Raw genomic sequence first — 26442 nt, 5'->3', positions numbered from 1 at the left:
GTTCGGTGCAGACCGATGCCTGCGCGCGCAAGGGTACCGAAGTGGTGCAGCAGGCCGTGCAGGTAATCGAGCAGATTTCCCAGGAGCTTAACGACGCCGCGCGCAGCATTGATGCGGTAAACAAGCAGTCGGATGTGATCGGGCAGATTGTGCTGACCATTCGTGGCATCGCCGACCAGACCAACCTGTTGGCCCTTAATGCAGCCATCGAGGCCGCGCGTGCCGGCGAGCACGGGCGAGGCTTTGCCGTGGTGGCCGATGAGGTGCGCAACCTGGCCGCGCGAACCAGCAAGGCCACCCTGGAAATCGTCGATGTGGTGCGGCAGAACCACGACCTGTCGCTATTGGCGGTGGCCAGCATGCAATCGAGCCTCAACCGTACCGGTCACGGCGTGGCATTGGCCAATGAGGCGGGGACAGTGATCATGGAAATTCAGCAAGGTTCACGGCACGTCGTGGACGCCATCAGCCAGATCAGCTCGACGCTGCAATTGCATTGAGCGCCTCGCGCATCTCGTCAAGCAGTGCCTGCAGGCTGACTTGCAGTTGCCCGCGTTGCTCAACGGTTGGCAGCCCTCGTGCGTGGGCGTGTTCGATGGCTTCACAGTCTTTGACCACGGCGCGCACCCTGATCATTTTGGCGCCCCCCTTGATGCGGTGGGCCAACGCGCGTACGGCTTCATCAGGGGCGTCTGTGGCCAAGGCACGCAGGGCGGCCAGGTCTTCACCGACGCTTATCGACAACTGCTCCAGCAAATGCCGCGTCAACTGTTCGTCGTCCTGGGTCAGGTGGCGCAATTCGGCCAGGTCGAACCCACTATGGGAAGGCTCCGGCGACGGCTGCTGAGGGCGCACCTGGGGCAGATGGGTCTTGAGCGTGCGCAGCCCAATCGGCTTGAACAGGCACTCGTCCATACCGCTGGCCAGGCAGCGAGTACGCTCCTCGGCCTGGGCGTTGGCGGTCACGCCAAGAATACGGCCTGCTGGCAGGCCGCGTTCGCCCTCCAGGCTACGAATGCGCCGGGTGAGTTCATGCCCGTCCATGACCGGCATGCTGCAATCGGTGATCACCAGGTCGAAGCGCGCTTCCTGCCAGTGTGCAAGGGCGATCTCGCCATTCTCCGCCAGTGTCACGTGGTGCCCCAGGGTTTGCAGTTGCCGTTCCAGCAATAGCAGGTTGGCTGGGTAGTCGTCGACCACCAGAATATTGAGCGGGCCGTTGTTGCTTTCATGTGTCGTGAGTTGCGGGTCCGCTTGTGCCGGGGCTTCGCAGGCGGGTAACCGCAGGCTGACTTGTACCCGGGTACCAACGCCCTCGACGCTCTGAAGGCTCAGGGCGCCGCCCATCAGTTCGGCCAGGGTACGGCTGATGACCAGCCCCAGGCCTGCCCCTTGACGTGCCCTTGGGCCATCGACCTGAACGAAGGCACTGAACAGCCTGGCCTGGTCGGCGGGGCTGATGCCGATGCCGGTGTCACGCACATTCAGCTCGATAGCCAGAGCGCCGTGGCCGGCAACTTTGGGCAGCAGCAGGCATGCCTGCACTTCACCACGGTCGGTGAACTTGATGGCGTTGCTGATCAGGTTGGACAGAATTTGCTTGAGCCGCAGTGGGTCAGCCAGCACCCATACCGGCTCTGCAGGCAGCTCGCCCTGCAGTTGCAACCCTTTGGCCCGGGCATTGCCTTCGAACACCCGAAGCGTGGCGCGCACCAGTTCGACCAGATTGGTAGGCACCGGTTGCAGGCTGATATGGCCGGATTCGATGCGGGAAATGTCGAGAATATCGCCAATCAGCTCAAGCAGGCCAATGGCCGAATCATGGGCGGTCTGCAAGGTCTGGGCGTCGCTTCGGCCGCTGCGGCTATCTTCCAGGGCCAGCTCCAGCAGACCGATCACCGCATTCATCGGGGTACGGATCTCATGGCTCATGGTGGCCAGGAAAGTGCTTTTGGTCTGGCTGGCCTGTTCGGCATCGTCTTTGGCCTGGCGTAACTGTTCCAGCAGCCCACGGCTCAGCGTGAGCTGTGCCTGCAGTGCGTGCTGTGCCTCGGTTCGCTGGTTGATCAGCTTGCGCAGGTAGCTGTTCCAGAACACCACCCCGGCCAGCAGCAGGGCCGACAGCACCAGCACCTGCAAAGCCAAGGTGCGGTAGTCGCGCCATGGGCTGTCGCTCACCAGTGTGCTGGTGCGCCAGCGGTTGATCAACTGGTCCAGTTCTTCAGGTGGAATGCTTAGCAGCGCCTTGTCGAGAATGGCCTGCAGCTGTGGCTGGTCGGCGGCTACGGCAAAGGCGGCAATGGCCGGCGCGTCGTCGAGCACGCTGGCAATGCGCAAACGGTCCTTGAACACATGGCTGATGTAATAGGCCGCATTGATATGGCTGCTAAAGGCCACGTCGGCAACACCGTTGGCCACGGCCTCCATCTGGCCCAGTGGGTTGTCAACTTCGACGATCTTGGCCTGCGGGTATCGCTGTTGCAAAACTGCCTGCAGCGGTGAGCCGCGCACCAAGGCGATGCGCTTGTCATCCAGGGCCTTGGTCTGTGCAGGTGATTCACCGTCGTTGCGGGTGACAAGCACGCGCGGGCTGACCAGATAGGGGCGGGTGTAGCGCAGTTGCTTCAAGCGGTCGGCACCATAGCCCAGCGCCCCGATCATCTGTGCCTCGCCGTGCACCAGGCGGTCGATCATGGCCTGCGATGAAGCACTCTCGACGGGTGTGAACTGCAGCCCAGTGCGCAGCGAGATCTGCTTGAGCAGGTCCAGGGTGATACCGCTAGGGCGGTGCTGAGCATCGTTGAACGTCAAAGGTGCCAGCGAGGTATTGACCAGTACGCTGACAGTGGGGTGGGCGGTGATCCAGGCTTCTTCTTCTTCGCTCAAGGCAGTGAGGTGGCGCTGCAGCAGCAGGCTGGTGTTACCACTGCTCCAGCGGCGCAGGATGTTCAGGCGTTCACTTTCGCTAATACGTGACAGCGCCTTGTCCACCAGCCGATGCAGGCGCGGGTTGTCGCTGGCTATGGCGAAGGCAAAAGCCTCTGGAGCCAGTTGGGAGAAATGGTCGATTTTCAACGTGCCCTGAAAACTTTTGCCGATCATGTAGTCGGTGCTGATCGCATCGCCCAGATAGGCGTCTGCCTCGCCCAGCACCACAGCAGCGAGCCCGGCCAGGGTCGAGCGGTACAGGCTCAGTTGCGCCTTGGGGTACAGGGTGCGAACGCTGACGGCCGGCAGGTAGTGATCGACCATCGCCAGGCGCAGGCCGGCGAGGTCGGGCGTGCTTTTCAAGCTGTGCCCCTCACGGGTGACGATCACTGGCAGGTCGTCGGCATAGGGGGTGCTCAGGCTAAGCTGGGCGTCTGCCGCTTCGAAGGCGTTGGAGCTACCTAGCAAGTCGATATGGCCATCACGCAGGGCAGTGATGGCCTCGTGACGGCTGTCAAAACGGCGTACTTCAATGGGTATGTCAAGCTGTTCGCCGATGATGCCGGCGTAGTCTGCGCTTAACCCCTCATAGTCATGCTGACTGACATTGATTTCGAAAGGGGGGTAGTCGGGGCGCGCGCTACCCAGTATCAGGCGTTGGCGATTTTTCAGCCAGTGGCGATCATCGCCGGATAACGCCAGTGGGGCAGCGGCACTGATTGAGCGCGCCAGCAGATGGCGTGGTTCGCTGCTGGCCTGCAGCACCGTGGAGTTGGCCAGACCGATAGCCAGAAGGACGCTCGCCAGCAACAGTTTCATGGTAGCCGAGCGCTCAATAGACGCTGTTGCGCTTGGCCAGGTCGACCATTTCCACGAGAGACTCAGTCTTGAGCTTTTCCATGATACGGCCCCGGTAGGTGCTGATGGTCTTGGCGCTGAGGTTCATGCACGTGCCGATGTTCTTGTTGTTCTCGCCGCGCGCAAGGCGCCGCAGCACTTCCATTTCTCGGTTGGAGAGACTGGCCAGGCGCACTGGCTCGCTCTCCAGCGAGTTGCTGTTGACCGACATTTGCGGAAAGGTCGAATAACCTTTGGTCAGGGCTTTGAGGGCGAATAGCAGGGCCTCGTGGTCCTCTTCCTTGGTGACGAAGGCACCTATCCCGGCATCCAGGCAGCGGCGTACATACAGGTCAGTGGCCTGGCCGGTCAGCACCATGATCTTCGGTACCGGCTCCAGGCTCTGCAATCGCTTGATGACTTCCATGCCGTCAAGGCCAGGCAGGCCGATGTCGAGAATGACTACGTCCGGGCGCAGTTCGCGGGCTACCTGAGCCACTTCACTGCCATTGCCGACCTCGCCGATGACATGGAAGCGCTCGCGCTCGAGCAGTAGGCGCAGGGACAGCCGGACAATGGGGTGGTCGTCGACGATCAGCACGGTTGTCATGAGGAAAACTCCTGTAGGGATGTGGTCCGCTTCCTGGAACACTCAGGAATACGTCTGCAAGTGGGGTTATCGGAAGCGCTGCACGATACGACCATTCCCGAAGTTTGGTAATGCCGAGTATAGAAGTGTTGAAAACCCCAGTGCTTTTTGTTGAAAAGTCCTACAAGAAACAGGAAAGACATCACCCTGAGAAAGCGGTGATGCCGCTTCTTTGCAGTTGTTCAGGCGCAGGCAGCGTGGGGTTTGTGTATACGCAGTGTGGAGGCAGGGTTGTTGGCCAATGCCTGGCCGACTCGCGTCGGGCGGGCTACCAACTGCCCGGTACAATTTGGGCAGCGGCCTTGGAAGCGGGTTTCGGCACAGGCACGGCAGAACGTGCATTCGAAGGAGCAGATCATAACGTCGGGGCTGTCACCCGGCAGGTCGGCATCACAGCACTCGCAGTTGGGGCGTAATTCCAGCATGGGCATGGCTCCTGTTTGCAGGCGGGAACCCGGAGTCTGCTACGCCCGAGGCAAGGCTGGCAATGTTCAGTCGCCAGGGCGGTACAGGTGGGCATGCCCGGCACGGTACAAGGCCGATTCGGCGAACGGTGTATCCCCCAGTACGTGGCCTACCAGGATCAGCGCCGTGCGCCGGAAATCCTTGGTCGCTACGCGTTCGACGATATCACCGAGGTTGCCGCGCACCCAATCCTGGTCTGGCCAGGTGGCCCGATGCACCACCGCAACCGGGCAGTGCGCGCCGTAGTGCGGCATCAACTCATCGACAATGCGCGACAGGTGCTTGACCCCCAGATGAATTGCCAGGGTGCTGCCATGGCGCGCCAGGTCGCCTAACTGCTCACCCGGCGGCATGGGCGAGCTGTCGCCATAGCGGGTGAGGATCACGGTCTGCGCCACTTGAGGCAAGGTCAGCTCGCAGCCGAGCAGGGCGGCGCTCGCTGCCGTGGCGGTAACGCCGGGGATGATCTGGTAATCGATGCCCAGCGCCTGCAGGTGGCGAATCTGTTCACCGATGGCGCCGTACAGGCTGGGGTCGCCGCTGTGCACCCGGGCCACATCCTGACCTTTTTCGTGTGCGCTGCGCATGGCAGCGATGATCTGTTCCAGATGCAGTTCGGCGCTGTTGATCACGGTTTCGGCCTGGTGGCCTTCGAGCACGGCGGCGGGTACCAGTGAACCGGCATAAATGATCACCGGGCACTGACGAATCAGCCGTTGGCCCTTGACCGTGATCAGCTCCGGGTCGCCGGGGCCGGCACCGATAAAGTAGATGGTCATGCAAAGTCCTGGCAAAAAAGAGGGTACGAAACGCTCAGCAGGCCAGGGCGAGCGTCGCCGGGCCCAGTACCTGGCGCGTCAACAACAGCCTGGCCGTACCCTGCCGCTGGCTGGCCAAGGCCAGTGCCGCGCTCTCGGCTACGCCCCAACAGCCACTGTGCTGGTGGGCAGCGGTGGAACGGTGGCTGAGCAGTGGTTCATAGGGTTGCAGTTGCGCGCCATGGTACAGCACCAAGGGCAAACCGAGGCGCTCTGCCAATTGCTGCAAGCCGGGCTCGTCGGCCTTCAGGCTGATGCTTGCGATGCCGCGCAGGTCGGCCAGCGCCAGCCCCTGATTGTCCAGGGCCTGGCGCAGCAAGCGTTGCAAGGCATCTGCCGGGCAACCCCGGCGGCAGCCAAAACCGGCATAGAAGGCAGGCATCAAGCCTGGCTGGAACGGCGGAACAGCCAGGCGCTGAGCAGGCCCAAGGCCAGCCAGAAGGCGGCGTTGGTTAGCCAGGAGGCGACTTTGAACTGGGTTTCCAATGCTTCAGGGGCCAGGCTTTCGTGCACCTCGGGTTGCGGTGCACCGATTACATGGGGAATGACCAGCAGCACGGCGCCCAGCGCCTTCAGCAGCCAGTGGCGGGCGAACACCAGCAAGGCCAGGCCCAGCGCTGTGGCACTGGCTGTACCAACCCACCAGGTTTGGCGTTGCCCCAGGTCGGCGGCCGCAGTCCCCGGCAGTTCTGGTGGCAAGCCCAGGGTGGGAGCCAGGCAGAACACGGCGAAGCCAGCCAACCCCCACAATGCGCCAGTGGTAGCGCGTTTGGGCTCGCGAAGGCTGTACAGGGCGGCGAGGATCAGGGCGAAGCCGACTGCGACCACCAGGTTGCCGCCTGTGGTGGACAGCACACGCTGCCAGCCGTCTTCCGGCGACCAGGCTTCGGCGCTGTGTTCATGAGCGGCCACTTCGCTACCGTGTTCGTGGTGTGCGGCCGGGGCCGAGGACTCGTAGGTTTCCGCCTCCAGAATCAGCGGAGCCACCCAGAAGCTTTGCAGCAAGGTCAGCAACAGGGCTGCAAGGAGCCCGCTGAAACCCGCAGTACGGGCAATGCGCGTGATCATCAGGCGTACTCAGTGGCAGGGGAAGGCGGCGCTGTGGCGGGTGTCGTGGGCAGCGTTGTGCACAGCCTCGATGTGCGAGAATCCGGCAAAGTACACCAGGCACAAACCCAGCAAGCTGGCACCGACGGCGATGATTACACGCTGGCTGAGGGTAACGGGGGTAGCAAGGCTGTGTTGTTTGGCGCTGGTGACGGGCATGACGCGATCCTCTGCTTTTTGTGGGCAATGGGCGAGCGCGGCAGCCCCGGACGTGGTCGCCCAAGGGAATGCAACAGCGCCCGCCCACCGCGGGGTGTTCATGAACGCCAGGCCGGTCTCCGGGCTTGCGAGGAAGAGCTGGGCTCCTGGAACGCGTCACCTTCCCATGCCGCACTACAAGGCACAGTGGTACAGACGCTTCACTCGCTTACCGTTGCGGGGGCAGCACCGGCATTGTCCGGCCCTGCTGAAGGGCCTGGGACGCACCGGTTTCCCGTTTCACCCCCTGAGGGGCACCTGAACGTGAGGCATAAGGAGAGCATGGGGCGGGCTTGGCGTCAATGTCATACAGCGCGCGAGGCTGCCGAGCAGCAGGTATGACAGGCTCAGGCCTGCCGTGTTCTTCCAGCAGGCAGAAGTGCGGAAACCGGGCGATCACCCGCGGGCGAATGCCGCCAGCTTGTCGCCATCCAGGCGATAGCGCACCCACTCATCCTGCGCCTCGGCCCCCAGCTTCTGGTAGAAGCCGATCGCTGGCTCGTTCCAGTCCAGCACGCTCCATTCCAGGCGCCCGCAGTTGTTCGCCAGCGCTTCGCGGGCAATGTGCTGCAACAACTGCCGGCCGGCGCCATCGCCGCGTTGCTCGGGGGTTACGTACAGGTCTTCCAGATAGATGCCATTGCGCCCGAGCCAGGTCGAGTAGCTGTAGAAGTACACGGCAAAGCCAATTGCACGGCCATCACGCTCGCACATCAGGGTGTGCACAGTGCTGCCTTCGTCGAACAGGCTGTGCTCGATGTCGGCAAGGGTGGCGACCACCTCGTGGCGCGCGCGTTCGTACTCGGCCAGTTCGGTGATGAAGGTGAGGATCTGCTCGGCATCGGTACGAACGGCAGGGCGAATGGTAAGGCTCATGGTGACGGCTTCCTTGATCCGGATTGTCGGTACAGTGATGTGTATCTGCGTAATTTAATGAAATTGTACCGGTTGCTGGGAGTGGCGCTCCGTTAGTGTGACAGCACCCATAAAAAAAGTGGAATGCCCGCCATGCTTGCCTCTGCCGACCTGCTGACCGCCTTCGTGCTGTTTGCCTTCGTGTCTTCCATCACCCCGGGTCCCAACAACACCATGTTGCTGGCCTCGGGGGTGAACTTCGGCGTGCGCCGCTCGGTCCCTCATGCCTTGGGTATCAGTTTTGGTTTCATGATGATGGTGCTGGCCGTCGGCCTGGGGCTGGGTGAGGTATTCAAGGCCTGGCCACCCCTGTACACGGTGCTGCGCTACGCGGGCGCCGCCTATCTGCTGTACCTGGCCTGGAAGATCGCCACTTCCGGGCCGGTCGGCACGGCCGCGTCCAGTGCCCGCAAACCGCTGGGCTTCTGGGGGGCGGCTGCGTTCCAGTGGGTCAACCCCAAGGCTTGGGTGATGGCGGTAGGGGCGATTACCACCTACACGCCAGCGCAAGGCTATGTAACCAACGTGATCGTCATTGCGGCCTTGTTCGCGTTGGTCAACTTGCCCAGCGTGGGGGTATGGGTGATGTTCGGCAGCGCCCTGCGCAACCTGTTGCAAAACTCGCGCTGGCTGATGCTGTTCAATGTCGTGATGGCCCTGTTGCTGGTGATTTCACTGTACCCGCTGCTGTTTGTAGAATCAGCGTTTTCCTGACCCCGAGAGTACAGTAAGCCGATGCAGTTGATTCCCTGGTCCCACGAATGCGCCGAAGGTTTCACCCTGCGTGGCTGGCGAACCCCGGCCAGTGGCAAACCGCTGCTGCACTTCCTGCATGGCAACGGCTTCTGTTGCCTGGCTTACCAACCGTTGCTGATGCGCCTGGGCGAGCATTTCGACCTGTGGCTTTGCGACGTTCAGGGCCATGGGGACAGTGACCATGGTGGGGTGTTTCGCGGCTGGAACCGCACCGCTGCCTTGGCGGTGGAGGCCTTTCAGGGCGGACGTGGCGAGTATGGCGACGTCCAGCGGTTTGCCGTAGGGCACAGCTTTGGTGGCGTGCTTACGGGGCTGATCCTGGGCAGTGAGCCGCAACTGTTCGCCCGTGCCGTGCTGCTCGACCCGGTACTGTTCAGCCGACGCATGATCGGCGTGATGGGGGCGGCCGCCCTGGTCGGCCTGCATCAGCGCCACGCCCTGGCCCGCAAGGCTGCCAGCCGCCGCAGCCACTGGCCCGATCGCGAGTCGGCGTTGGCCTCGCTGGAAGGGCGCGGCATCTTCAAAGGCTGGACCCATGCGGCGCTGCAGGCCTATGTCGAGCATGCCATCGGTGAGTGTGGCGAGGCCGTGGTGCTCAAGTGCCGGCCCAGCCGTGAAGTGGAGATCTTCAGTTCATTCCCTAAACGCATGTGGGCCAGTCTGGCCGCAATCAGGACGCCGACACGGGTGTTGTATGGTGAAGACACCTATCCCTTTGTGCCACGTTCGGTCAATCGCCTGGCGCTGCTAAACCGCAATGTGACCGCACGGCAAGTTACCGGTGGGCATTGTTTCATGCAGGAAGACCCGGCCATGGCGGCCGAGCAAGTGCTCGGTTTTTTGCAGGGTTGACTGTTCTGCAGATGGGACGATGCATGCCATTTCAGCCGTCTACCGCTTGATTGGCATCATTGATAAGGTTACCTCAACCAAGAGAGGAGCCTTCTCATGAAAAAGATTCTGGGTATTCACCGCAGCCCTCACGCCCATTGGGTGGGGGATGGTTTCCCGGTGCGCAGCCTGTTCACCTACGACAACCTGGCCAGCCGGATCAGCCCGTTCCTGCTGCTGGATTACGCCGGCCCGCATGATTTCGCCCCGACCCAAGCACGACGCGGTGTAGGCCAGCATCCGCATCGCGGCTTCGAGACCGTGACCATCGTCTACCAAGGTGAACTGGAGCACCGTGATTCCACCGGTGCTGGTGGCTTGATCGGCCCAGGTGACGTGCAGTGGATGACGGCGGCCAACGGCATCATTCATGAAGAGTTTCATTCCCCGGACTTTGCACGCAGTGGCGGCACGCTGGAAATGGTCCAGCTGTGGGTGAACCTGCCGGCGCGGGACAAGCGTGCAGCGGCCGGCTACCAGACGCTGCTGGCCGGCGACATTCCGGTGGTAGCGCTCGACGGTGATGCCGGGCGCTTGCGGGTGATTGCCGGTGACTACCATGGCCACCACGGGCCGGCCAGAACCTTCACCGCGATGGACGTGTGGGATTTGCGGCTCAACGCCGGCGCGGCCTTGCAGTTGCCGGTTGCTGCCGGTCGCAATGCGGCGCTGGTGGTGTTGCGTGGTAACGTTCGAATCAATAGCGAGCGCGAAGCAGGCCCGTCGAGCCTGGTGCTGCTCGACCGGGAGGGTGTAGACGTAGCTGTCGAGGCGCTGGACGGCGCAAGTGTGCTGCTGCTCAGCGGTGAGCCAATCGATGAGCCGATCGTCGGCTATGGCCCGTTCGTGATGAACAGCCAGGCGGAGATTGCCGAGTCGTTCGATGATTTCCAGGCCGGGCGGTTTGGGCAGATGCAGGATGAGAGGGGAGGTGCCGCGCACTGATCCTGTTGATTGGGTGGCCTGTCCCGGCCCTGTTGCGGGCAGGCCATCTTCGTACGGCCACCCGGCTGGACATTGGTCAGCGCGTTGCTGACCAAGACCACTCGTCGTCAAGTCTGCTAATGCAGTCGAACACTCGGCCCTCGCGGAGAATCTTCCACTAAGGTGCTAAAGGATCCCCCGCAAGCTCATTGCCCGGGCGCATGGACAGCTGGCCGAGCATGCGCAATATCAATTGGCGCCCCGCCCGACAAAGGCGTACTCCCAAACAACAGGCCATCCCACAGAGAGGGTCGTACCATGTCGTTGATAGGCGTTTCGATACTAGAGATGCGGCAACTGATCGAGCAGGCCTGCTTGCCAGACCGCTGTGAAGTCAGCTGCCCGGACGGCGCCAACCTGACCATCCGCCTGGGCCAGGGCCAGGATCTCGATCAGGGCGTGACCCTCAGCGGGGTCGCGCTGCAAAACCTCAACAGTTGCCGTGACCTTGTCAACCTGGTGGAGCAGCTGCATGCGCTGCGTGACAACCACCCGGCGCCACTCAAGGCGATTGCCTGAGCGCGCCTCTCGTGCCCCGGTCAGCCAAGGCTGGCCGGGCATAGGTGGCTGGTGAAAGCAACGCGCTGGCATGCGCCCAGGCAGCCACAACCCCCGTTGATCGGCTTATTGCAGTTCCAGCAGCAGGTTCAATCCACCGTCGCCGCACTTTCCCTTCTCGCGAACCACGCCGTGGTAACTCCGCCCATCCCAGACGAAGGCCACGCTGTGAGCTCGGTCGATCTTGTCAGGCAGTGGGGGGCACACGTGCAGGCGCAGCCCTGGGCGACCCTGCAGGTTGAGGGCGGCGAGCTGGCATTGGCATTCCACGCGTTGCGCCACCGGGCCGAACAGGGTGTCGCGTACGTAATCGAGCTGCAGCGAAGCATTGGGGGCGCGGCCAGGCATCTTCATCGGTACATGGCTCCGTTGCAACGGCTCGAAGAACCAGGCGGGTTGGGCATGGCAGGCTCCAGACAAAAGAAAGGCGGCTTATCATTCGAAGCTTGCCTGGCCAAGATGTTCAATGTGTTTCATGTGCGTTCATCTTGTTTTGCGCGGGGTGGCAGATGACGGCCCCTGTTCAGGCACCCGCCTTGCGCAAGGTCAGGTTGATCCGCCGTTCGCCCAGGCGCGGATGCACACCGGGTTTGATCGGTAGCACGCCGTGGAAGCGCAAGCGGTCTTCGCCGCCCCAAACCAGCACATCGCCGTGGCTCAGCGCAATGCGCTGAGCCTTGTCGGCACGCTGCAGGCCGCCGCACAGGAACACCGCCGGTAAGCCCAACGACACCGACACGATCGGCTGGCCGAAATCCTGCTCGTCGCGGTCCTGGTGCAGACTCAGGCGTGTGCCTGGTAGGTAATGGTTGACCAGGCAGGCATCCGGCACAAAACCGTCAAACCCGGCCATGGCTGCTGCGCGGGAGGCCAAGGCAAGCAGAACCGGGGGCAGGGCGGGCCAGGGCTGGCCACTGAGTGGGTCGCTGGGGCTGTACCGGTAGCCATGTTGATCACTCACCCACCCCAGCGTACCGCAGTTGGTCAGGCCCACTGCCATGCGCAGGCCTCCTGGGGTGAACATGTGCCGGAACGGCGCAGCACGCAGCACCGGACGCAGGGCATCGAGCAGCGCCTCGGTTTCGGCCAGGGCGAAGCCGGGCAGCAGCACAGTGTGGCTGGCCAGGCGTTGCGGCTGGGCGCCGAACAGGTCGAGGTCGGACTGGATCATGCGGCTGCACATTTTCGAGCGGTTTGCCATTGTACCCGACAGATACACGTCAAGGGATTGCACACGCCGATCGGATCGAACGATTGCAGAGGGCGGGATAACAGAAAAAGGAACCGCGGCACCAGGGAGAGGAGCACCGCGGTTCAAGGGGGAGCGGTTTACTGCTGGGTCACAGTGGCCAGGTTCGCGCTGCCCAGCTGGGTGATGGTGGCGGATTGGGCGACACCACTTTGGTCGACGAACGCCTTGTTGCTTTGGCCTCCCTGGGTCACGTAGGCGACGTTGATGCTGTCAGTCTGTTTGATGGTGGCTTCGTTTCCGCTTCCGTAGAGTTGGTTGGTGTAGCTCTGGTTGCTATAGCCGGACTGGTCGAGCGTGATGGTGTTGCCGGTGCCCTGGCTGCTGCCGTAGGCATAGTTGTCGGTCCCACGCTGGTCGGCGATCAGAATGTTGTCAGTGCCGTTCTGTTCGAAGTACAGCTCGTTGCTGACGTCATCCTGCTTGGTCGACATCTGGTTGCCTTTACCCGTCTGGGTCAGCGTGGCCTGCTGGTTAGCGCCCTTCTGGGTCAGATTGACACCGTTGCCATTGCCCGTCTGGTTGATGGTGGCGTTCTGGTTGGTGCCGAACTGGCCACCCATCTTGGCGCCTTTCCAGTTACTGGCGGTGATGCTGTTGCCATTGCCTTGGGTGTTGATGGTCAGGTTGAGGTTCTCACCATTCTGATAGGTGAAATGCAGGTTGTTGTTGCCGGTTTGGGTAATGGTGGTGGTCGAGTTGTTGGTCTCGAACTGGTCCGACCAACTGGCGTTGGCATTGCCTTGCTGCGACAGGCTGACCTTGTTGCTGACGCCGAAGCTCTGGTCGATATAGCCTTCGTTCGACTGGCCGGTCTGGACTACGGAGGCCTGGCTACCGATCTGTGTGTCCTGCCACACTTCCACGGAGTTGCCGCCCCCGTACTGGCCAATGGCAATGGTGCCACCGGTGCCTTCGCGCTGGTCGCCATAGGCCCAGTTGTCGTGGCCATCCTGATAGACCTGGATATCGCCATCGATATGGTTCAGGTGCTCGGCGGCGGCGTAGTTGTCCTGGCCGGTCTGGTTGACGGTGCTGCGGTTGTTGCTGCCACCGAAGGTCTGCTCGATGAACGCTTCGTTGCGCTGGCCGGATTGCCAGCTGGTGGCTTTGCTGCCTTCCTGGCTGTCCTGCCACACGGTGGATTTATTGCCGACGCCTTGTTGGGTTTGCAGCGATTCGTTGTTCGACCCTATCGACTGGCTGGCGAAGGCATCGTTGTAGCTGCCTCCGGCGTGCTGGGTGATCTGGCTGCCGTTCTCGAACAGTTGCTCAGCGTAGCCGGCGTTGTACTGGCCGGTGGCGCTCTGCTGAATATCGCTGGTGCTTTCGGTCTGCACGGCGAGGTGGTTGTGGCCCTTGCCAGTCTGGTTCTGGGTGGCCGAGGCGAAGGATGCCTGGGTCTGAGAGACTTCGGCGATGTTTTCCTTGCCGTCCTGGGTCTGGGACGAGGTGCTGTCAGCAGCCATGGCCTGACCTGCGAGGGCCAGGACGATAGCGGCACTTAACGGAGCGAGCTTGTACATGGTGGTGCCTCCAGGTCTATCGGTATTGGGTGATCTGAACATGCTGGCCATTGCCAGCCTGGGTCACGGAGCTGTTGAGCCCCGAGCCGGACTGCACGATGCTGGCGCTGTTGTCGTTGCCGATCTGCTCGATGGCAGCGTTGTTGCTGCTGCCACTCTGGCGAATCGACGCGCTGTTGCCATTTCCCTGTTGGCGGATGATGGCCATCAGGTCACTGCCTTCCTGCAAGATGTACGCTTCCTGGGCACCGCCGGATTGGACGATACGGCCCAGCAGGGCCTGACCGTTCTGGTCGAGGGCGGCGCGGTTGCCTGACCCGTGTTGCTCGATCACCGCGGCCTGGCCGACACCGGCCGGCAGCAGGCGGATGATCACGGGTTCACCGAGGTCGTTGCCGGGTGCGAGGTCGGCATTGTCCATCAGGTCCTCTGCCCAGCAGGCCTGGCCCGCCAGGGCCAGGCAGAGCAACAGGGAGTACAGCCGTTTCATCGAAGCCTCCGGCTTTTACTGCACGACTACGTTGACGGTGCGCGTGGTGCCTTGGCTGGTGGTGATCGTCGCCGTCGGTGCCGCAGTCGGGATGATCGTGGTGCTATTGCTCACCGCCAGGCGCCAGCGGCCGGTCAGCGCTACCGTGGCCGTACCCAAGGTCTGGACGCCGGTAGTCGTGGTTACCCGCACGGTTACGGTATTGCCGGTGGTCACCGACGAGGTGCCACTGATGTCCCAGTTGTAACGGTTGTTGGAGCGCGCCGTGACCGTGGCTGCCGTGACGGCGAAGGTTTCAGCGGCAGGCCGAGGCGACACGTTGACGGTGACCGTACCTGGGGTGGACAGCCCCCCCAGCGAGTCACGTGCCTGGTAGGTGAAGGTGGTGGTGAAGGCTGTGGTTACAGTGGCCGGTGGGGTATAGGTGACGGTTGTGCCGTCGGTGCTGACCGTGCCGCGGCCGGCGGCCGGCTGGGTGATGTTGGTCACGCTCAGCGGTACGTTGCCTTCTGGGTCGGTGTCGTTGGCCAGTACGTTGATGGTCAATGGCACGCCCAAGGTGGCGACGGTTTCCGGGTTGGCAGTCGGTGCCTGGTTAGGTGCGACGTTGATCGTGACCGTGGCCGGTTCCGATTTCAGCCCCTTGGCATCCACCGCCCGGTAGCTGAAGTTGGCTACCAGCGGTTGTGTGGCCCCGGTCGGCGGCGTGTAGGTAACCGAGGTGGTGCCATTCATCACGACGCCGCCAAGGCCGGTCCCGGGTTGGGTCAGGTCGCTGATGGTCAGCGGCACGTTGCCATCCGGGTCGCTGTCGTTCAGCAGCAGGTTGAGTGTGATCGGTACACCGACACTGGTGCTGCCGACATCGGCCTGGGCGAGCGGTGGCTGGTTGGCGGCCTCGACCGGGGCGTTGCCGACCACGATCACTGGCTCTACATCACTACCGCCGCGGGCAGACTTGACCGTAACGGTGGCGGGCGGTTGCGCCAAGTCGTTGACCGTGATGCTTTGCAGTGTGCCCGATTTCGACAGGCGGCCGTAGCCTTGGGCGAGCAGGTCGGGGACCGCTACTTCGTCGCTGGAACTGGCCTCGATCAACAGACGTTTGTTGGCCCAGTCGTAGCGTGCGGTGCTGACTTTGACCACGTCGCTGAGCTTGCTCGAGAGCGCAGTCGGCTGGGTGCCGCCGACTGCGTTGCTGGCGGTGACAACCACCACCTCTGGCGGCACCGACTGGTTGAACTGCTGGCTGAAGAACAAACCGTTGTTGTCCGAAGTCAGGGTGAACTGACAAGGCGAAGGCGGCGTGCCGATCAGTGCCAGGCCATTGCGCATACACAGGCTGGCCTCACTCGGGGCCTTGGCGAACACTTCCACGCGGGTACCGCTGCCGTTGCGCGAGTAAGTGGCGCGCTCCAGCGTGACCGGGGTTTGTGCTCGCGGGTCCAGCACCTTGCCAGACACTGTGAACGTGTTGGTCTGAATGGCGCCCGCGGGCCCTTCGATGCGCACGAAGTTGGTATTGAAGGGGCTACCGGTTACCGCTTCGGTGATATTGGGGTCGCCGATGTAGGTTTCGGTGGTGCCCGTGTCAGGATTGACCTCTGTATACGGCCCGCCAACCCCCTTCAGCCAAGGGCCGATCGCTCCCCCCAGCGCCCCCTGGAAGTTGCCCGGAGCGCCAATGCCTATGTCCCGAGTGATATTGATCGCGCGACGACCTGCCGTGGTGACGTTGACCGTCTCCACCCCGTAAGGGTGCGTGATGGTGTAGGTGCCGGTGCGTGGGACCGAAGCGCGGATACGGATGCGGGCGAAGCTTTGCTGATCACCGTCTACCGGGTTTTCAGCCGCGAAGGCTGCCTCTATACCGGCAACGTAGACCTCCAGTTCATAACCGCTGTTACCTACTTGTGGTATCGAGGTTTCGGCCAGGAACCAGAACATCTCGGGTGGCCAGTTATCTGGAAATACCAGCGGCAGGGCATCGTCATAGATCCCGGGCTCGGGCAACAAGGTGCACATGTAGGCGGGCGCCCCTGGTGCGCCTGGCGCACGGGTGCTGGTGGCACGCGACTGGCACAGCTCCAGGGATTGGTCGAGGCTGTCCTTGTACCACATCGGATAGCCACCCGTGGCGAAGGTGTAGGGCCCCGGGTCGACATCAGACAGCGCGGCGAACGCGGCGCTGGTAACGGTAAGAGAGAAACCGGCGGCCAACAGCGCACGGCGCGACCAAGTGTTCATGCTGCCTCCTTGAAGGCTGAGCCTTTGTCTGTTCATGGCACCAGCACCACGTCTTCGGTGTCGCTACCACCGTTGGCGCTGGTGACCTGCACCTTGGCCGGCGGAATGGGCGAGAGGGTCATGCTCAATGTCTTCACGGCGCCGTTACCGCCAAGGTTGCCGATCAACGTGCCGTTGCCGGTATGCGCGGTAAGTACGGGTGGTGTGGTCTCGTCACTGGTGTTGGCCACCAGGGTCAGCTCGCCGGTAGACAAGCGGTACTGGGCCTGTGTGATGGTGACCAGGTCGGTCAGGGGGACGTTGCTGGTGGTCAGGCTGCTGGTCGGGATTGCCACGCTGTTGTCAGCGGACAGTGTCACGAGGGTTCCGGCCGCCGGGTTGAGGACTGACTGGGCGTACCAGGCGCCGGTGCCGTTGGCCTCGGTGAGGCTCAGGTTGGGGGTCTGACTGGTCAGGGTGACGCTTGCCGGTGGCGGCGGGGCCAACACGAAGATGTCTTGCTGGGCGATGAGGTCGCCGTTCTCGGTATGGCGTGAGTAAGTGCTGCGTTGTGGCATCAGCGGGGTTGGCAAGGCCACTTCGGAAAGCTTGCCCGAGACAGCGAACAGCTCGGTGCGCAGGTCGATGCCACCAGGGCCCTCAATGCGTACGTAGTTGGTGTTGAATGGGCTGCCGGTGACCCGCTCTTCCAGGTTCGGGTCGCCGATGAAGCGCTCGTTGCCTTCGGTGTAGGGGCCGTTGACACTGCGCAGAAACGGCCCGACATCACCCTTGAGTGCGCCGGTGAAGTCGCCTGCCCCGGCGATGCCGATGTCACGGGTCATGTTGATCGCCCGGCGCCCTGCAACGGGCACATCGAACACTTCAACGCCATAGGGGTGGGTGACCACGTAGGTGCCCGCGGTGGGTACGTCGACCCGGATACGGACCCGGGCGAAGCTGACCTGGTCACCCTCGACAGGTTCTTCGGCAGCGAATGCCGCTTCGATCGCCGTGCCATAGCTGAGGTCGATGCCACGGGCGGCGTCGACGATTGCAGCGTCGGCAGTGAACCAGAACGCTTCGTCAGGGAAGTTGGTGGGGAAGACGATGGGTTGGGTATCGTCGAACACACCAGGCGTGGGCAGCAGCGTGCACATGTATGAAGGTGCACCAGGTGCGCCGGCGACCCGGGAGCTGACGGCCTTGGTCAGGCACAGGTCGAGGGTACGACCGTGGCTGTCCTGGTACCAGGCGGGGAAGCCGCCATTGGCAGGGACGTAAGCGCCTGGATCGACAGCGTTCAAGGCGGCCTGCGCGGGAAGCTGGAGCATGCCGGCGAAAATCGCCACTGCCAGCGGGTGGGGTATCGGTCGGTGCATGAGTCAATTCCTCCTGCAAACGGGCCCATGGACTTGGGGCGTCTGGGAGGAGATCGGCAAGAGCTGTGCCAACACCTGAAAAATGCTTTGCAGGCCTTGTGGTGCAGGGGCTACAGATTCTCAGTAGGGCTTTATGCCAGCCGCTGGCGGTGGGCAGCGTTCCCCCAAGGTTGGGGATTGGGGGCCGGTAATTCAAACCCAGTTTTAGAAGCCAATGCGGTTTTTGCTACAGTGCTACCGCGGTCCCTTTCCCCGAGCCGAGCCAAGCGATGCAACCCCTCGACCACCTTTCCCTGAACCTGTTCATCGTCGTCTGCGAAGAAGGCACCATCGCCCGCGCTGGCGAGCGCGCGTTCATGGCGCCGTCCGCCGTCAGCAAACGTATTTCAGACATCGAGGCGCGCTTTAGCACCGCCTTGCTCAAACGTAGCAAGCGCGGCGTGGAGCCCACCCCGGCGGGGCTTGCACTGCTGCGCCATGCCAGGGAAATGACCCGCGCCATGGAACGCCTGGACAGCGAGCTGAGCGAATACGCCCACGGCGCGCGTGGTCATGTGCGGGTGTTGGCCAATGTATCGTCGATCATGGAGTTTCTGCCTGAAGAACTGTCAGCGTTCATGCTGGAATACCCACTCATCCAGGCCGATATCGAAGAGCGCTTCAGCGCCGATGTTGTTCGTGGTGTGGCCGAGGGCACTGCAGACCTCGGCATCTGCCGCAAATCCATGGCGGTGGGTGACCTGGATTTCGTACCGTATCGGCAAGATCACCTGGCCGTGGTCGTTGCTGCTGACCACCCGTTGGCCGGCCGCAACCAGATTGCCTTCGAGGAAACCCTGGGTTACGACCACCTGGGGCTCTCGGCCTTTGCCACATTGAACGCTTTCATGCGTAAAAGCGCCGAACAGTCAGGCAAGGCGCTGCATTTTCGTTCGTACGTGTCGTCGTTCGACGCGGCATACCGTCTGGTGCAGTTCGGCCTTGGCCTGGCGGTGTTTCCGCAAGAGGCCGTGTCCCGCTATGCGGCGTTGTTCGACCTGCGGGTCATTGCGCTGACTGACGACTGGGCACTTGGCGAATTCGTCATCTGCATGCGCGATCGGCACACGCTCTCGCTGTCGGCTCGGCGCCTGCTTGACCACCTGTTGCTGCGTGCACCGGCCTGGCAGGTCGCGGGCTGATCCATCGTGGCTGACGATGGATCAGCCCGCGAAACACGTCTTTTCTGCCCGTCATCCAGCTCTTAGTCTGGCGCAACGCTTCAGACAGAGAGACCGTGATGACAACAATAACAATCAATGAAGTCGGCCTGCGCGATGGCTTGCAGAGCCTGCAAGTGATCATGCCGACAGCAGCCAAACGCCGCTGGATCGATGCCGCTTACGGCGCCGGCGTGCGTCATATGGAAGTCGCTTCGTTCGTGCCGGCACGCTTGCTACCGCAGATGGCCGATGCCCGCGAAGTGGTGGCCCACGCCCTCACGTACCCGGACCTGCAAGTAACCGTGCTGGCTCCGAACCTTCGTGGCGCAAGGGACGCACTTGAATCGGGTGCACACCGCATCGTCGCCCCGGTATCGGTGAGCACGGCGCACAGCCTGGCCAACGTGCGCCGCACGCCAGTGGAGATGGTCGAGGAACTGGGGCGCATGTGCCAGCTGCGTACTGAAATGGGCCTGCATGGGGTGCAAGTCGTGGCCGGCATGTCGGTGGCCTTTGGCTGCACCCGCCAGGGTGAGGTGCCGCTGGCTGACCTGTGTGCGTTGACCCGCCAGGTGATCGAAGCCGGTTGCGACCAGGTCTCCCTGGGAGACACCACTGGCTATGCCAATCCGGGCCAGGTGGCAACGGTGCTTCAGGCCGTACGGGAGATTGCAGGCGACCGTCTCAAGGCCGCGCACTTCCATGACACCCGGGGCCTGGCCTTGGCCAACAGCCTGGTGGCGGTGCAGCAGGGCATTGGAGAACTGGATGCCTCCCTGGCGGGCCTGGGAGGGTGCCCGTTCGCCCCTGGCGCGTCTGGTAATACCGTGACCGAAGACCTGGTGTTCATGCTGCAAAGCATGGGCTACGACACCGGCATCGACTTACCTGCACTGATCGAAACTCGGCAGGTACTAAGCGAAGCGCTACCGGGCGAGCCACTTTACGGCTTCATCGCCCGGGCCGGATTGCCGCTCAACTTCGCCAACACACACCGCCACGCCTGAACTGCCCGTAAGAGGAGCACCACGATGTCCAGACTTCCCTTGGACGGCATCCGTGTCGTAGAGATTTCGCATATGGTCATGGGCCCGACGTGCGGCATGATCCTCGGCGACCTTGGCGCCGAAGTCATCAAGATCGAGCCGGTACGCGGCGACGGCACGCGCCGGTTGCTGGGCGCAGGGGCGGGTTTTTTCCGCACCTTCAACCGCAACAAACAATGCATCGCTGTCGATGTTGAAACGCCCGAGGGCCGTGAGGCGGTGCTGCAACTGATCGACACCGCCGACGTCTTCATCGAGAACTTCAAGCCCGGGCGTATGCAAAAGCTGGGGCTGGGCTACGACGCACTGTGCCAGCGCAATCCAGGGCTGATCTATGCCTCGCACAAGGGGTTCCTCAGCGGGCCATACGATAACCGCCTGGCGCTGGATGAAGTGGTACAGATGATGGCCGGTCTGGCCTACATGACAGGGCCGGTGGGGCGCCCGCTGCGCGCAGGCAGCTCGGTGAACGACATCATGGGTGGCATGTTCGGCGCCATTGGCGTGCTGGCCGCACTCAACGAGCGCCACAGCACCGGCAGGGGCCGTGAGGTGCAAAGTGCCCTGTACGAGAATTGCGTGCTGCTGGCTGCCCAGCATATGCAGCAGTACGTGGTCACCGGTGAAGCCGCAGCGCCGATGCCGAACCGCATCAGTGCCTGGGCCATCTATGACGTGTTCACTTTTGCCGGTGGCGAGCAGATGTTTGTCGCCGCCACAGGGGAAGGCCAGTGGCACGCGTTATGCCGGGTACTGGGGCAAACCGCTTTGCTTGATGACCCGACCCTTGGTAGCAATAACGACCGCGTGTTGCAGCGGCCACGGCTGCTGGCGCACCTGGCCGAGGTGTTTGCGCCGCTGGACGCCGGGCAGTTGGCGGTGCAGCTGGAAGCCAACGGCATTCCTTTCGCGCCGATCCGCCGCCCTGAAGAGCTGTTCGAGGACCCCCACCTGCTACAGAGCGGTGGCATGGCCGAGCTGCAACTGGAAGACGGCAGCCACACACCGATGCCGTTATTGCCGCTGTCACTGGACGGCCAGCGCCTGCAGCCACGGCGGGCGATCGCGCGGATTGGTGAGCACACCCGCCAAGTGATGCGTGAACTGGGTTACAGCGACGCGCACATTGCCCAGCTGTGTGCGGCGGGCGTGCTGAAAACAGACGACGTGGCGTGAGGAGGGCTTGAGATGGCGATCTACCAATATGACAACCTTGCGCCCAACCTGCACCCGGAAACGTTCATCGCCGAGGATGCCAGCGTCATCGGCGACGTTACCCTGGAACAAGGCGTCAGTGTATGGCCGCAGGCCGTGCTACGGGGCGACAACGAAGCGATCCGTATCGGCCAGCACAGCAACGTGCAGGAGGGGGCTGTCTTGCATGCCGACCCCGGCTTTGCGTTGACAGTGGGGCAAGGTGTCACCATCGGCCACCAGGCCATGCTGCACGGCTGCACCATCGGCGATGGCGCGCTGATCGGCATTCAGGCGGTGGTGCTCAATGGCGCGGTCATCGGCAACAACTGCCTGGTGGGTGCCGGCGCCATCGTCACCGAAGGCAAGGTGTTTCCCGACAACTCGTTGATTCTGGGCGCACCTGCCAAGGTAGTGCGCGAGCTCACTGCCGATGCCATCGCCAGTATGCAGCGCAATGCGACCGAGTACGTCGCAAAAGGCCAGAGCTTCAAGGAAAAGCTGATCCGTATTCGCTAAAAAAACCTGCTGGTGGCGCCCTTCGAGACGTCGCTGCTCTCCAATAATTACAAGAATGGAGATTCACCATGGTTGCTTTGACCGGCGAACTGGCGCGTGAGCGCAACGACAGTCACATCAATGAGCTACTGCTATACCGCCGTGTGGCCTGGCGCATCATGCCGCTGGCTATCATCTGCTTCCTGTTCTCCTACTTCGACCGCATCAACATCAGTTTTGCGAAGACACAAATGCAGCAGGAACTGGGCCTCAGCGATGCCGCCTACGGCCTGGCCGCGAGCATGTTCTTCGTCGGCTACGTGCTGTTCGAAGTGCCCAGCAGTCTTGGCCTGAAACGCTACGGGGCTCCGGCCTGGATCTGCCGGATCATGGTGTCCTGGGGCCTGGCGACGGCTGCGCTGGTATTTGCCTATACCCAGTACACGCTGTACTTCCTGCGCTTTCTGATCGGCGTCATGGAGGCCGGTTTCGGCCCGGCGATCCTGTTTTACCTGGCATGCTGGTTCCCCCGCAAGCACCTGGCGAAGATGAATGGCCTGTGGTTCCTGGCGGTGCCGCTGGCCGGTGCGGTGGGTGGCCCGGCTGCGGGCTTTTTGCTGGGGACAATGGACGGGGTGCTGGGCCTCGCTGGCTGGCACTGGTTGTTCCTGATGTCCGGGCTGCCGTGTGTGCTGCTGGGCCTGCTGGTGCTGTGGAAGCTGGACCGTGATATCGAGGCGGCGAAATGGTTGAGCCGCGAGGAGAAGGACCTGCTGGCGGAGAACCTTGCCCAGGACAAACGCACCGCAAAACCGATACTCGGCTCGATCTGGCGGGTGTTGCTGACCCGTGAAGTGGCGATCATGGCGTTTATCTACTACGTGGTCAAAACCGCGTCCTACGGGCTTAATTTCTGGATGCCGCACCTAATCAAGTCCTCGGGGGTGCAAGACATGCTCTGGGTTGGCGTGCTGTCGGCATTGCCCTATGCGGTAGCGTGCATCGGCATGGTGTTGCTGACTCGTCACTCCGACCGCACCGGAGAGCGCAAGCGCTATCTGGTGTACTGCCTGCTGGCGGCCGCCGCCGGTTACCTGCTGGCGTGCCTGTTCTCCGACTCTCCCTTCGCGATGATGACCGCGCTGGTGCTGGCCACCGCGGGCACCTTTATCGCTATCCCGATCTTCTGGACCATTCCACAGTCGACGTTCTCGGGGCTGGCCATTGCCACCGGCACCGCCGCGATCAACTCGGTGGGACAGCTGAGCGGCATCGTTGCACCAGTGATGGTGGGCAAGATCAATGACCTTACCGACAGCACCTACATGGGCATGCTGTCAATCGCGCCGCTGATCCTGGTCGCATGCCTGGTGGTGATGCGTTGCGTGCGCAACCCCAAAAGCTGATTGGCGCTGAGTCTTCGAACAACAACAAGAACAAGAGCAAGGCATACCAATGATCGTGATCTTTCGGCGAGCATCGCTGGTGCTCTCGGCGCTTTACTGCGCCTGTCAAACCGCCCAGGCTGCCTTTATCCATGACGGCAGTGGCAGCCTGGAACTGCGCAATTTCTACTTCGATCGCGACTTTCACGGTGACAGCGCCACGCAATCGCGGCGCGGTGAATGGGCCCAGGGCTTCATGCTGCGCTTGCAGTCTGGCTATACCGACGGCGTGGTTGGCTTTGGCCTGGACGCAGCCGGCATGCTGGGGCTCAAGCTGGACTCATCGCCTGACCGTAGCGGTTCCGGCCTGTTGCCGCGAGGCAGCGACAAACGCGCCGCGGATGACTACGCCAAGGCCGTGGCTACCTTCAAGGCCAGGCTGGCGCAGAGCGAATTGAAAGCGGGGGGCCTGAGCCCGCAACTGCCATTGCTGGCGTCCAACAGCAGCCGCTTGTTCCCCCAGTGGTTCAGCGGTGTGCAACTGGTGAGCAAAGACTTGGACCGGTTTACGCTCACCCTGCTGCAGGTGGATGCCACCAAATTGCGTGACTCCACCGACTATGAGGACCTGACCGCCATGGCGCAGCAAGGGGCTTATTCGGCGACGGTCACCAGTGATCGTCTGCGCTACGCCGGTGTCGATTACCAGCCGTTGAACAACTTGACCCTCAGCCTTCACACCAGTGTGCTCGAAGACCTGTTCCGGCGTGATTTTGCCGGTTTCAAGTTCAAGACTCGCCTTGGGCCGGGGGATGTGTTCACCGAGTGGCGCTGGTTCAATGCAAGGGAGCAGGGCCGGGCGTTGCTGGGCGGAGTCGACAATCAGACCCTCAGTACCAACTTCGGGTACAGCGTTCAGGGCCACACGTTCAGTGGCGGCTATCAGAAAGTGCGTGGGGATACGGCATATGCCTACGTGGGGGGCACCGATACCTACCTGTTCAGCGAACAGCAGGTCAGCACTTTTGCCTTGGCCAACGAACGGGCGGGGATGGTGCGCTACGACTACAACTTTGCTGCGGTGGGCATCCCCGGGCTGACGTTCAACGTGCGTTATGTAAAGGGCGATCAGGTGGACCCGCAACGCATTGCCAGCGTCAAGGGCAGGACATTGGCCGCTGGCGGCGGAGAGGGGCGGGAATGGGAGCGGACTACGGATATCACCTATGTGGTGCAGTCGGGGGCGCTCAGGAATGTGTCGCTGCGTTGGCGCAATGCGAGCATGCGCTCGAATTTTGCCGATGCAGCGGATGAGAACCGGGTGATCGTGGGGTACACGTTCGAATTCTGAATTCAGACACAATCTTCGTTGGGCGCAGCCGGTTTCGCTTGCGCTTTGGATCTGCGCGGTTTGCGTGGCTTTTTCGCCGGCCGCTTGCCGGGCTTGAGCTGCCAGCGGTCGGCGTTGGCGAGCAGGCGTGCCTGGATTGCGGGTGGGTAGTCGCTCAGGGTTGTCACGGGTGGGACTGGCTTGCCGGGCAGGCCGGCCTCGCGGATGACCTTCGGCCAGCGTGGTCGCCAGCACAGCAGCAGGCTGAGCCAGTGGCCGGTGCCGATGATGATGAACGCGGGCCAGACAAACAGCAGCGCAACTTTGAACAGCCAGCTGCTTTTGCGGAAGAAACGCCCAAGGCCTTCGAACTGGGCGCTGAATGCCTGGATGGGTGAGGGTAGCTGGGTGCTCAGGCGGGGGCGGGGGATGGCGTGTGGGCCTTCTTCCATGTAACGGCGGATGAATTCCCACTCATCACGCAGTTCGCTGCCGCCTTGGCCTTGTTTGCCCAGCAGGGCCATTTCCATGTGGGGCAGGCCGGTGCGGCTGGGGTGCCAGATTAGACCGAGTCGTATTCCAACGCTTAGCGAATCATCTTCTGGGCGAATGCCCGTGCTGCCGGTTGTTTTCCAGGGGAAGGTGACGATGCCACCACAGTAGCTGGGTCGATGGAGGTGGACCTGTTGAGTTATTCGATTGAAGCGAATAAGTAGATGCCGACTGGTCAGCATTTCCAGTCGCGAGATTTTTACGCCGTACTTCAGGTAAAAATACAATGCTGCTCCTGAAGCTGAAGCCAAGAGAGCTGTAAGTAAGACTGCTATAAAGGAGATTGAATAAGGTTGGGTGATATCAAGCCAGATGGAGCCGACAGCTATGCCGATTCCGAAAATTATCCCAGGCAGTACTCCGCCGATCGTGACTAGCGTAATGAGGCCGCGCTTCTCTTCTGAGCCGCCACAGCGCATTTCCATGTAGGTTTCATTGAATGCATAAACAGGGCCGCGTAGGAGGGGTGTTTCACTTACCTGGCAAAAGTGAATTTCTTCATTCAGGTCGCCTTCATAAAAATCTCTATTTGCGCGCTTCTCTGCTGGTGTCATCCCTGCTTCGTACGTTCTACGTGCAGCTTCTGGCTGAGTTGCCATCTGCCAGAATCCCCATTCGATAAGATACATTATAAAACCTCGCTGATAGCAGAATGTAGGGCGCTCAGTTCTTCCTGCTCTTCATAGGGCTTGATATTTTTATGAGTTCGGAAGCAGCTGCGTTTGCACCACTTCTCTAACGCGTCATCTTCCAAAATATAGATTATGAGTGTCAGGATGAGTCCGATCCAAAATGCACCTAAGACTAAACGTGCAAGCAGTAGGCGAGCAGCTTGTGTTCCCAGTTTATTGGCGAGCGCGCCCATGGATGTTGTCATCATTCTCACAAGTTTTGTTTTGGCATTCTGAGATAGGTGGTCAAAAAGAGGTTTTGCGATTGCAATGGCTGTTCCTGCTTCCGCCAGCGAAATTGTAATAGTTGCCAGTGCCCGCGATGCGTATGCGAGTGCCAGTGTTCTAGGTTTTTTTGTACTTTGTTCGGTAAGGTTTTGCTGGCGGTATACTAAGTGCTGAGCCGCATCGGCGAAGTCCCACCAGGCGAGTACGAAACCACCTGTCACAGCTAAACTGGCGCCCCATAGTTTCAAACGCCCTAAAGCGGCCGCTGCTCCTCGTCCGGTCACACTGTTCGCGCCGTACCGCGAGACGACCTGGTCCACATAACTGGCTCCAACTTCAAAGCCCGCCGCAGCCGTG

26 protein-coding genes, 1 pseudogene and 1 riboswitch are annotated in these 26442 nt (G+C 61.9%); of the genes and pseudogenes, 11 read left to right on the top strand and 16 right to left on the bottom strand.

All coding sequences use genetic code 11. The features are described from left to right. Window positions 1-5: 5 nt before the first annotated feature. Complete coding sequence (locus ACK59Z_RS22665) at window positions 6-500, top strand: methyl-accepting chemotaxis protein (RefSeq protein WP_373604740.1); 495 nt, start codon at window positions 6-8, stop codon at window positions 498-500. Here ACK59Z_RS22665 and ACK59Z_RS22660 read toward each other — a convergent pair. From ACK59Z_RS22660 to ACK59Z_RS22625, 8 genes are all read right to left on the bottom strand, one after another. Continuing rightward, window positions 475-3747, bottom strand: coding sequence for a transporter substrate-binding domain-containing protein (locus tag ACK59Z_RS22660; RefSeq protein WP_108190370.1), 3273 nt, complete (start codon window positions 3745-3747; stop codon window positions 475-477). The genes ACK59Z_RS22665 and ACK59Z_RS22660 overlap by 26 nt on opposite strands. A 13-nt stretch (window positions 3748-3760) precedes the next feature. After that, window positions 3761-4375, bottom strand: a complete 615-nt coding sequence (locus ACK59Z_RS22655) for a response regulator transcription factor (RefSeq protein WP_003253824.1) — start codon at window positions 4373-4375, stop codon at window positions 3761-3763. Between the two features lie 221 nt (window positions 4376-4596). Next, window positions 4597-4839, bottom strand: a complete 243-nt coding sequence (locus ACK59Z_RS22650) for a DUF1272 domain-containing protein (protein WP_003253822.1) — start codon at window positions 4837-4839, stop codon at window positions 4597-4599. 66 nt (window positions 4840-4905) lie between these two features. Beyond that, window positions 4906-5658 carry a precorrin-4 C(11)-methyltransferase gene (gene cobM, locus ACK59Z_RS22645; protein WP_004576572.1) on the bottom strand — a complete coding sequence of 251 codons (753 nt, stop codon included), beginning with the start codon at window positions 5656-5658 and terminating at the stop codon, window positions 4906-4908. Window positions 5659-5692: 34 nt separating this feature from the next. Next, the gene (locus ACK59Z_RS22640) at window positions 5693-6079 is read right to left on the bottom strand and encodes a cobalamin biosynthesis protein (RefSeq protein WP_409293682.1); all 387 of its coding nucleotides are present in this window, start codon (window positions 6077-6079) and stop codon (window positions 5693-5695) included. Continuing rightward, window positions 6079-6765 carry a CbtA family protein gene (locus ACK59Z_RS22635; protein ID WP_003253815.1) on the bottom strand — a complete coding sequence of 229 codons (687 nt, stop codon included), beginning with the start codon at window positions 6763-6765 and terminating at the stop codon, window positions 6079-6081. The genes ACK59Z_RS22640 and ACK59Z_RS22635 overlap by 1 nt, the downstream gene beginning before the upstream one ends. Window positions 6766-6774: 9 nt before the next feature. Further along, window positions 6775-6963, bottom strand: a complete 189-nt coding sequence (locus ACK59Z_RS22630) for a CbtB domain-containing protein (RefSeq protein ID WP_003253813.1) — start codon at window positions 6961-6963, stop codon at window positions 6775-6777. A gap of 92 nt (window positions 6964-7055) precedes the next feature. Next, window positions 7056-7279: riboswitch (cobalamin riboswitch) on the bottom strand. A 119-nt stretch (window positions 7280-7398) separates the two neighbouring features. Continuing rightward, window positions 7399-7878 carry a GNAT family N-acetyltransferase gene (locus tag ACK59Z_RS22625; RefSeq protein WP_003253811.1) on the bottom strand — a complete coding sequence of 160 codons (480 nt, stop codon included), beginning with the start codon at window positions 7876-7878 and terminating at the stop codon, window positions 7399-7401. A 123-nt stretch (window positions 7879-8001) separates the two neighbouring features. Between ACK59Z_RS22625 and ACK59Z_RS22620 the strand changes: the two genes are divergently transcribed. The 4 genes from ACK59Z_RS22620 to ACK59Z_RS22605 all read left to right on the top strand — a co-directional run bounded on the left by ACK59Z_RS22620 (window position 8002) and on the right by ACK59Z_RS22605 (window position 11067). Then, window positions 8002-8631, top strand: coding sequence for a LysE family translocator (locus tag ACK59Z_RS22620; RefSeq protein WP_012052198.1), 630 nt, complete (start codon window positions 8002-8004; stop codon window positions 8629-8631). 21 nt (window positions 8632-8652) lie between these two features. Then, window positions 8653-9525 (top strand): alpha/beta fold hydrolase, encoded by an 873-nt coding sequence (locus tag ACK59Z_RS22615; protein ID WP_108190368.1) that lies wholly within the window; start codon window positions 8653-8655, stop codon window positions 9523-9525. A 96-nt stretch (window positions 9526-9621) separates the two neighbouring features. Beyond that, complete coding sequence (locus ACK59Z_RS22610; protein WP_108190367.1) at window positions 9622-10509, top strand: pirin family protein; 888 nt, start codon at window positions 9622-9624, stop codon at window positions 10507-10509. A 297-nt stretch (window positions 10510-10806) separates the two neighbouring features. Next, window positions 10807-11067, top strand: a complete 261-nt coding sequence (locus ACK59Z_RS22605; RefSeq protein ID WP_033725899.1) for a DUF1652 domain-containing protein — start codon at window positions 10807-10809, stop codon at window positions 11065-11067. A 105-nt stretch (window positions 11068-11172) separates the two neighbouring features. Here ACK59Z_RS22605 and ACK59Z_RS22600 read toward each other — a convergent pair whose 3' ends face one another. The 6 genes from ACK59Z_RS22600 to ACK59Z_RS22575 all read right to left on the bottom strand — a co-directional run bounded on the left by ACK59Z_RS22600 (window position 11173) and on the right by ACK59Z_RS22575 (window position 17979). After that, window positions 11173-11460, bottom strand: coding sequence for a hypothetical protein (locus ACK59Z_RS22600; RefSeq protein ID WP_003253801.1), 288 nt, complete (start codon window positions 11458-11460; stop codon window positions 11173-11175). A 169-nt stretch (window positions 11461-11629) separates the two neighbouring features. Beyond that, window positions 11630-12289 (bottom strand): DNA oxidative demethylase AlkB, encoded by a 660-nt coding sequence (gene alkB, locus ACK59Z_RS22595; protein ID WP_409293681.1) that lies wholly within the window; start codon window positions 12287-12289, stop codon window positions 11630-11632. Window positions 12290-12435: 146 nt separating this feature from the next. Continuing rightward, window positions 12436-13881 carry a curlin gene (locus tag ACK59Z_RS22590; protein WP_108190365.1) on the bottom strand — a complete coding sequence of 482 codons (1446 nt, stop codon included), beginning with the start codon at window positions 13879-13881 and terminating at the stop codon, window positions 12436-12438. 16 nt (window positions 13882-13897) lie between these two features. After that, the gene (locus ACK59Z_RS22585) at window positions 13898-14371 is read right to left on the bottom strand and encodes a curlin (RefSeq protein WP_108190364.1); all 474 of its coding nucleotides are present in this window, start codon (window positions 14369-14371) and stop codon (window positions 13898-13900) included. Between the two features lie 15 nt (window positions 14372-14386). Continuing rightward, on the bottom strand, window positions 14387-16618 hold the full coding sequence (locus ACK59Z_RS22580; RefSeq protein ID WP_108190363.1) for an Ig-like domain-containing protein: 2232 nt from the start codon (window positions 16616-16618) through the stop codon (window positions 14387-14389). Window positions 16619-16650: 32 nt separating this feature from the next. Next, on the bottom strand, window positions 16651-17979 hold the full coding sequence (locus ACK59Z_RS22575; protein WP_108190362.1) for a hypothetical protein: 1329 nt from the start codon (window positions 17977-17979) through the stop codon (window positions 16651-16653). Window positions 17980-18248: 269 nt separating this feature from the next. Here ACK59Z_RS22575 and ACK59Z_RS22570 point away from each other — a divergent pair, with 269 nt between their 5' ends. The 6 genes from ACK59Z_RS22570 (at window position 18249) to ACK59Z_RS22545 (ending at window position 24655) form a co-directional block, all read left to right on the top strand. After that, window positions 18249-19160, top strand: coding sequence for a LysR family transcriptional regulator (locus ACK59Z_RS22570; RefSeq protein ID WP_108190361.1), 912 nt, complete (start codon window positions 18249-18251; stop codon window positions 19158-19160). 98 nt (window positions 19161-19258) lie between these two features. Then, entirely contained in the window at window positions 19259-20188 is a 930-nt protein-coding gene (locus ACK59Z_RS22565) for a hydroxymethylglutaryl-CoA lyase (protein WP_108190360.1), read from the top strand. 24 nt (window positions 20189-20212) lie between these two features. Then, on the top strand, window positions 20213-21403 hold the full coding sequence (locus tag ACK59Z_RS22560) for a CaiB/BaiF CoA-transferase family protein (RefSeq protein WP_108190359.1): 1191 nt from the start codon (window positions 20213-20215) through the stop codon (window positions 21401-21403). Window positions 21404-21415: 12 nt separating this feature from the next. Continuing rightward, entirely contained in the window at window positions 21416-21940 is a 525-nt protein-coding gene (locus ACK59Z_RS22555; protein ID WP_014861744.1) for a gamma carbonic anhydrase family protein, read from the top strand. A gap of 68 nt (window positions 21941-22008) precedes the next feature. Beyond that, window positions 22009-23325 (top strand): MFS transporter, encoded by a 1317-nt coding sequence (locus ACK59Z_RS22550; RefSeq protein ID WP_014756894.1) that lies wholly within the window; start codon window positions 22009-22011, stop codon window positions 23323-23325. A 49-nt stretch (window positions 23326-23374) separates the two neighbouring features. Continuing rightward, entirely contained in the window at window positions 23375-24655 is a 1281-nt protein-coding gene (locus tag ACK59Z_RS22545; RefSeq protein WP_108190358.1) for an OprD family porin, read from the top strand. A gap of 2 nt (window positions 24656-24657) precedes the next feature. Here ACK59Z_RS22545 and ACK59Z_RS22540 read toward each other — a convergent pair whose 3' ends face one another. Both ACK59Z_RS22540 and ACK59Z_RS22535 read right to left on the bottom strand, forming a co-directional pair. Beyond that, on the bottom strand, window positions 24658-25815 hold the full coding sequence (locus tag ACK59Z_RS22540) for a DUF6708 domain-containing protein (RefSeq protein WP_409293680.1): 1158 nt from the start codon (window positions 25813-25815) through the stop codon (window positions 24658-24660). Continuing rightward, window positions 25815-26442: pseudogene (locus ACK59Z_RS22535) on the bottom strand (hypothetical protein); the annotation flags it as partial. The gene ACK59Z_RS22540 and the pseudogene ACK59Z_RS22535, both read right to left, overlap by 1 nt.

The sequence above is a fragment of the Pseudomonas sp. KCJK9058 genome (assembly GCF_046230975.1).
Lineage (GTDB): Bacteria > Pseudomonadota > Gammaproteobacteria > Pseudomonadales > Pseudomonadaceae > Aquipseudomonas > Aquipseudomonas alloputida.
Note: the sequence above shows the minus strand (reverse complement) of the source record. Positions and strands in the feature narration are given on the sequence as shown.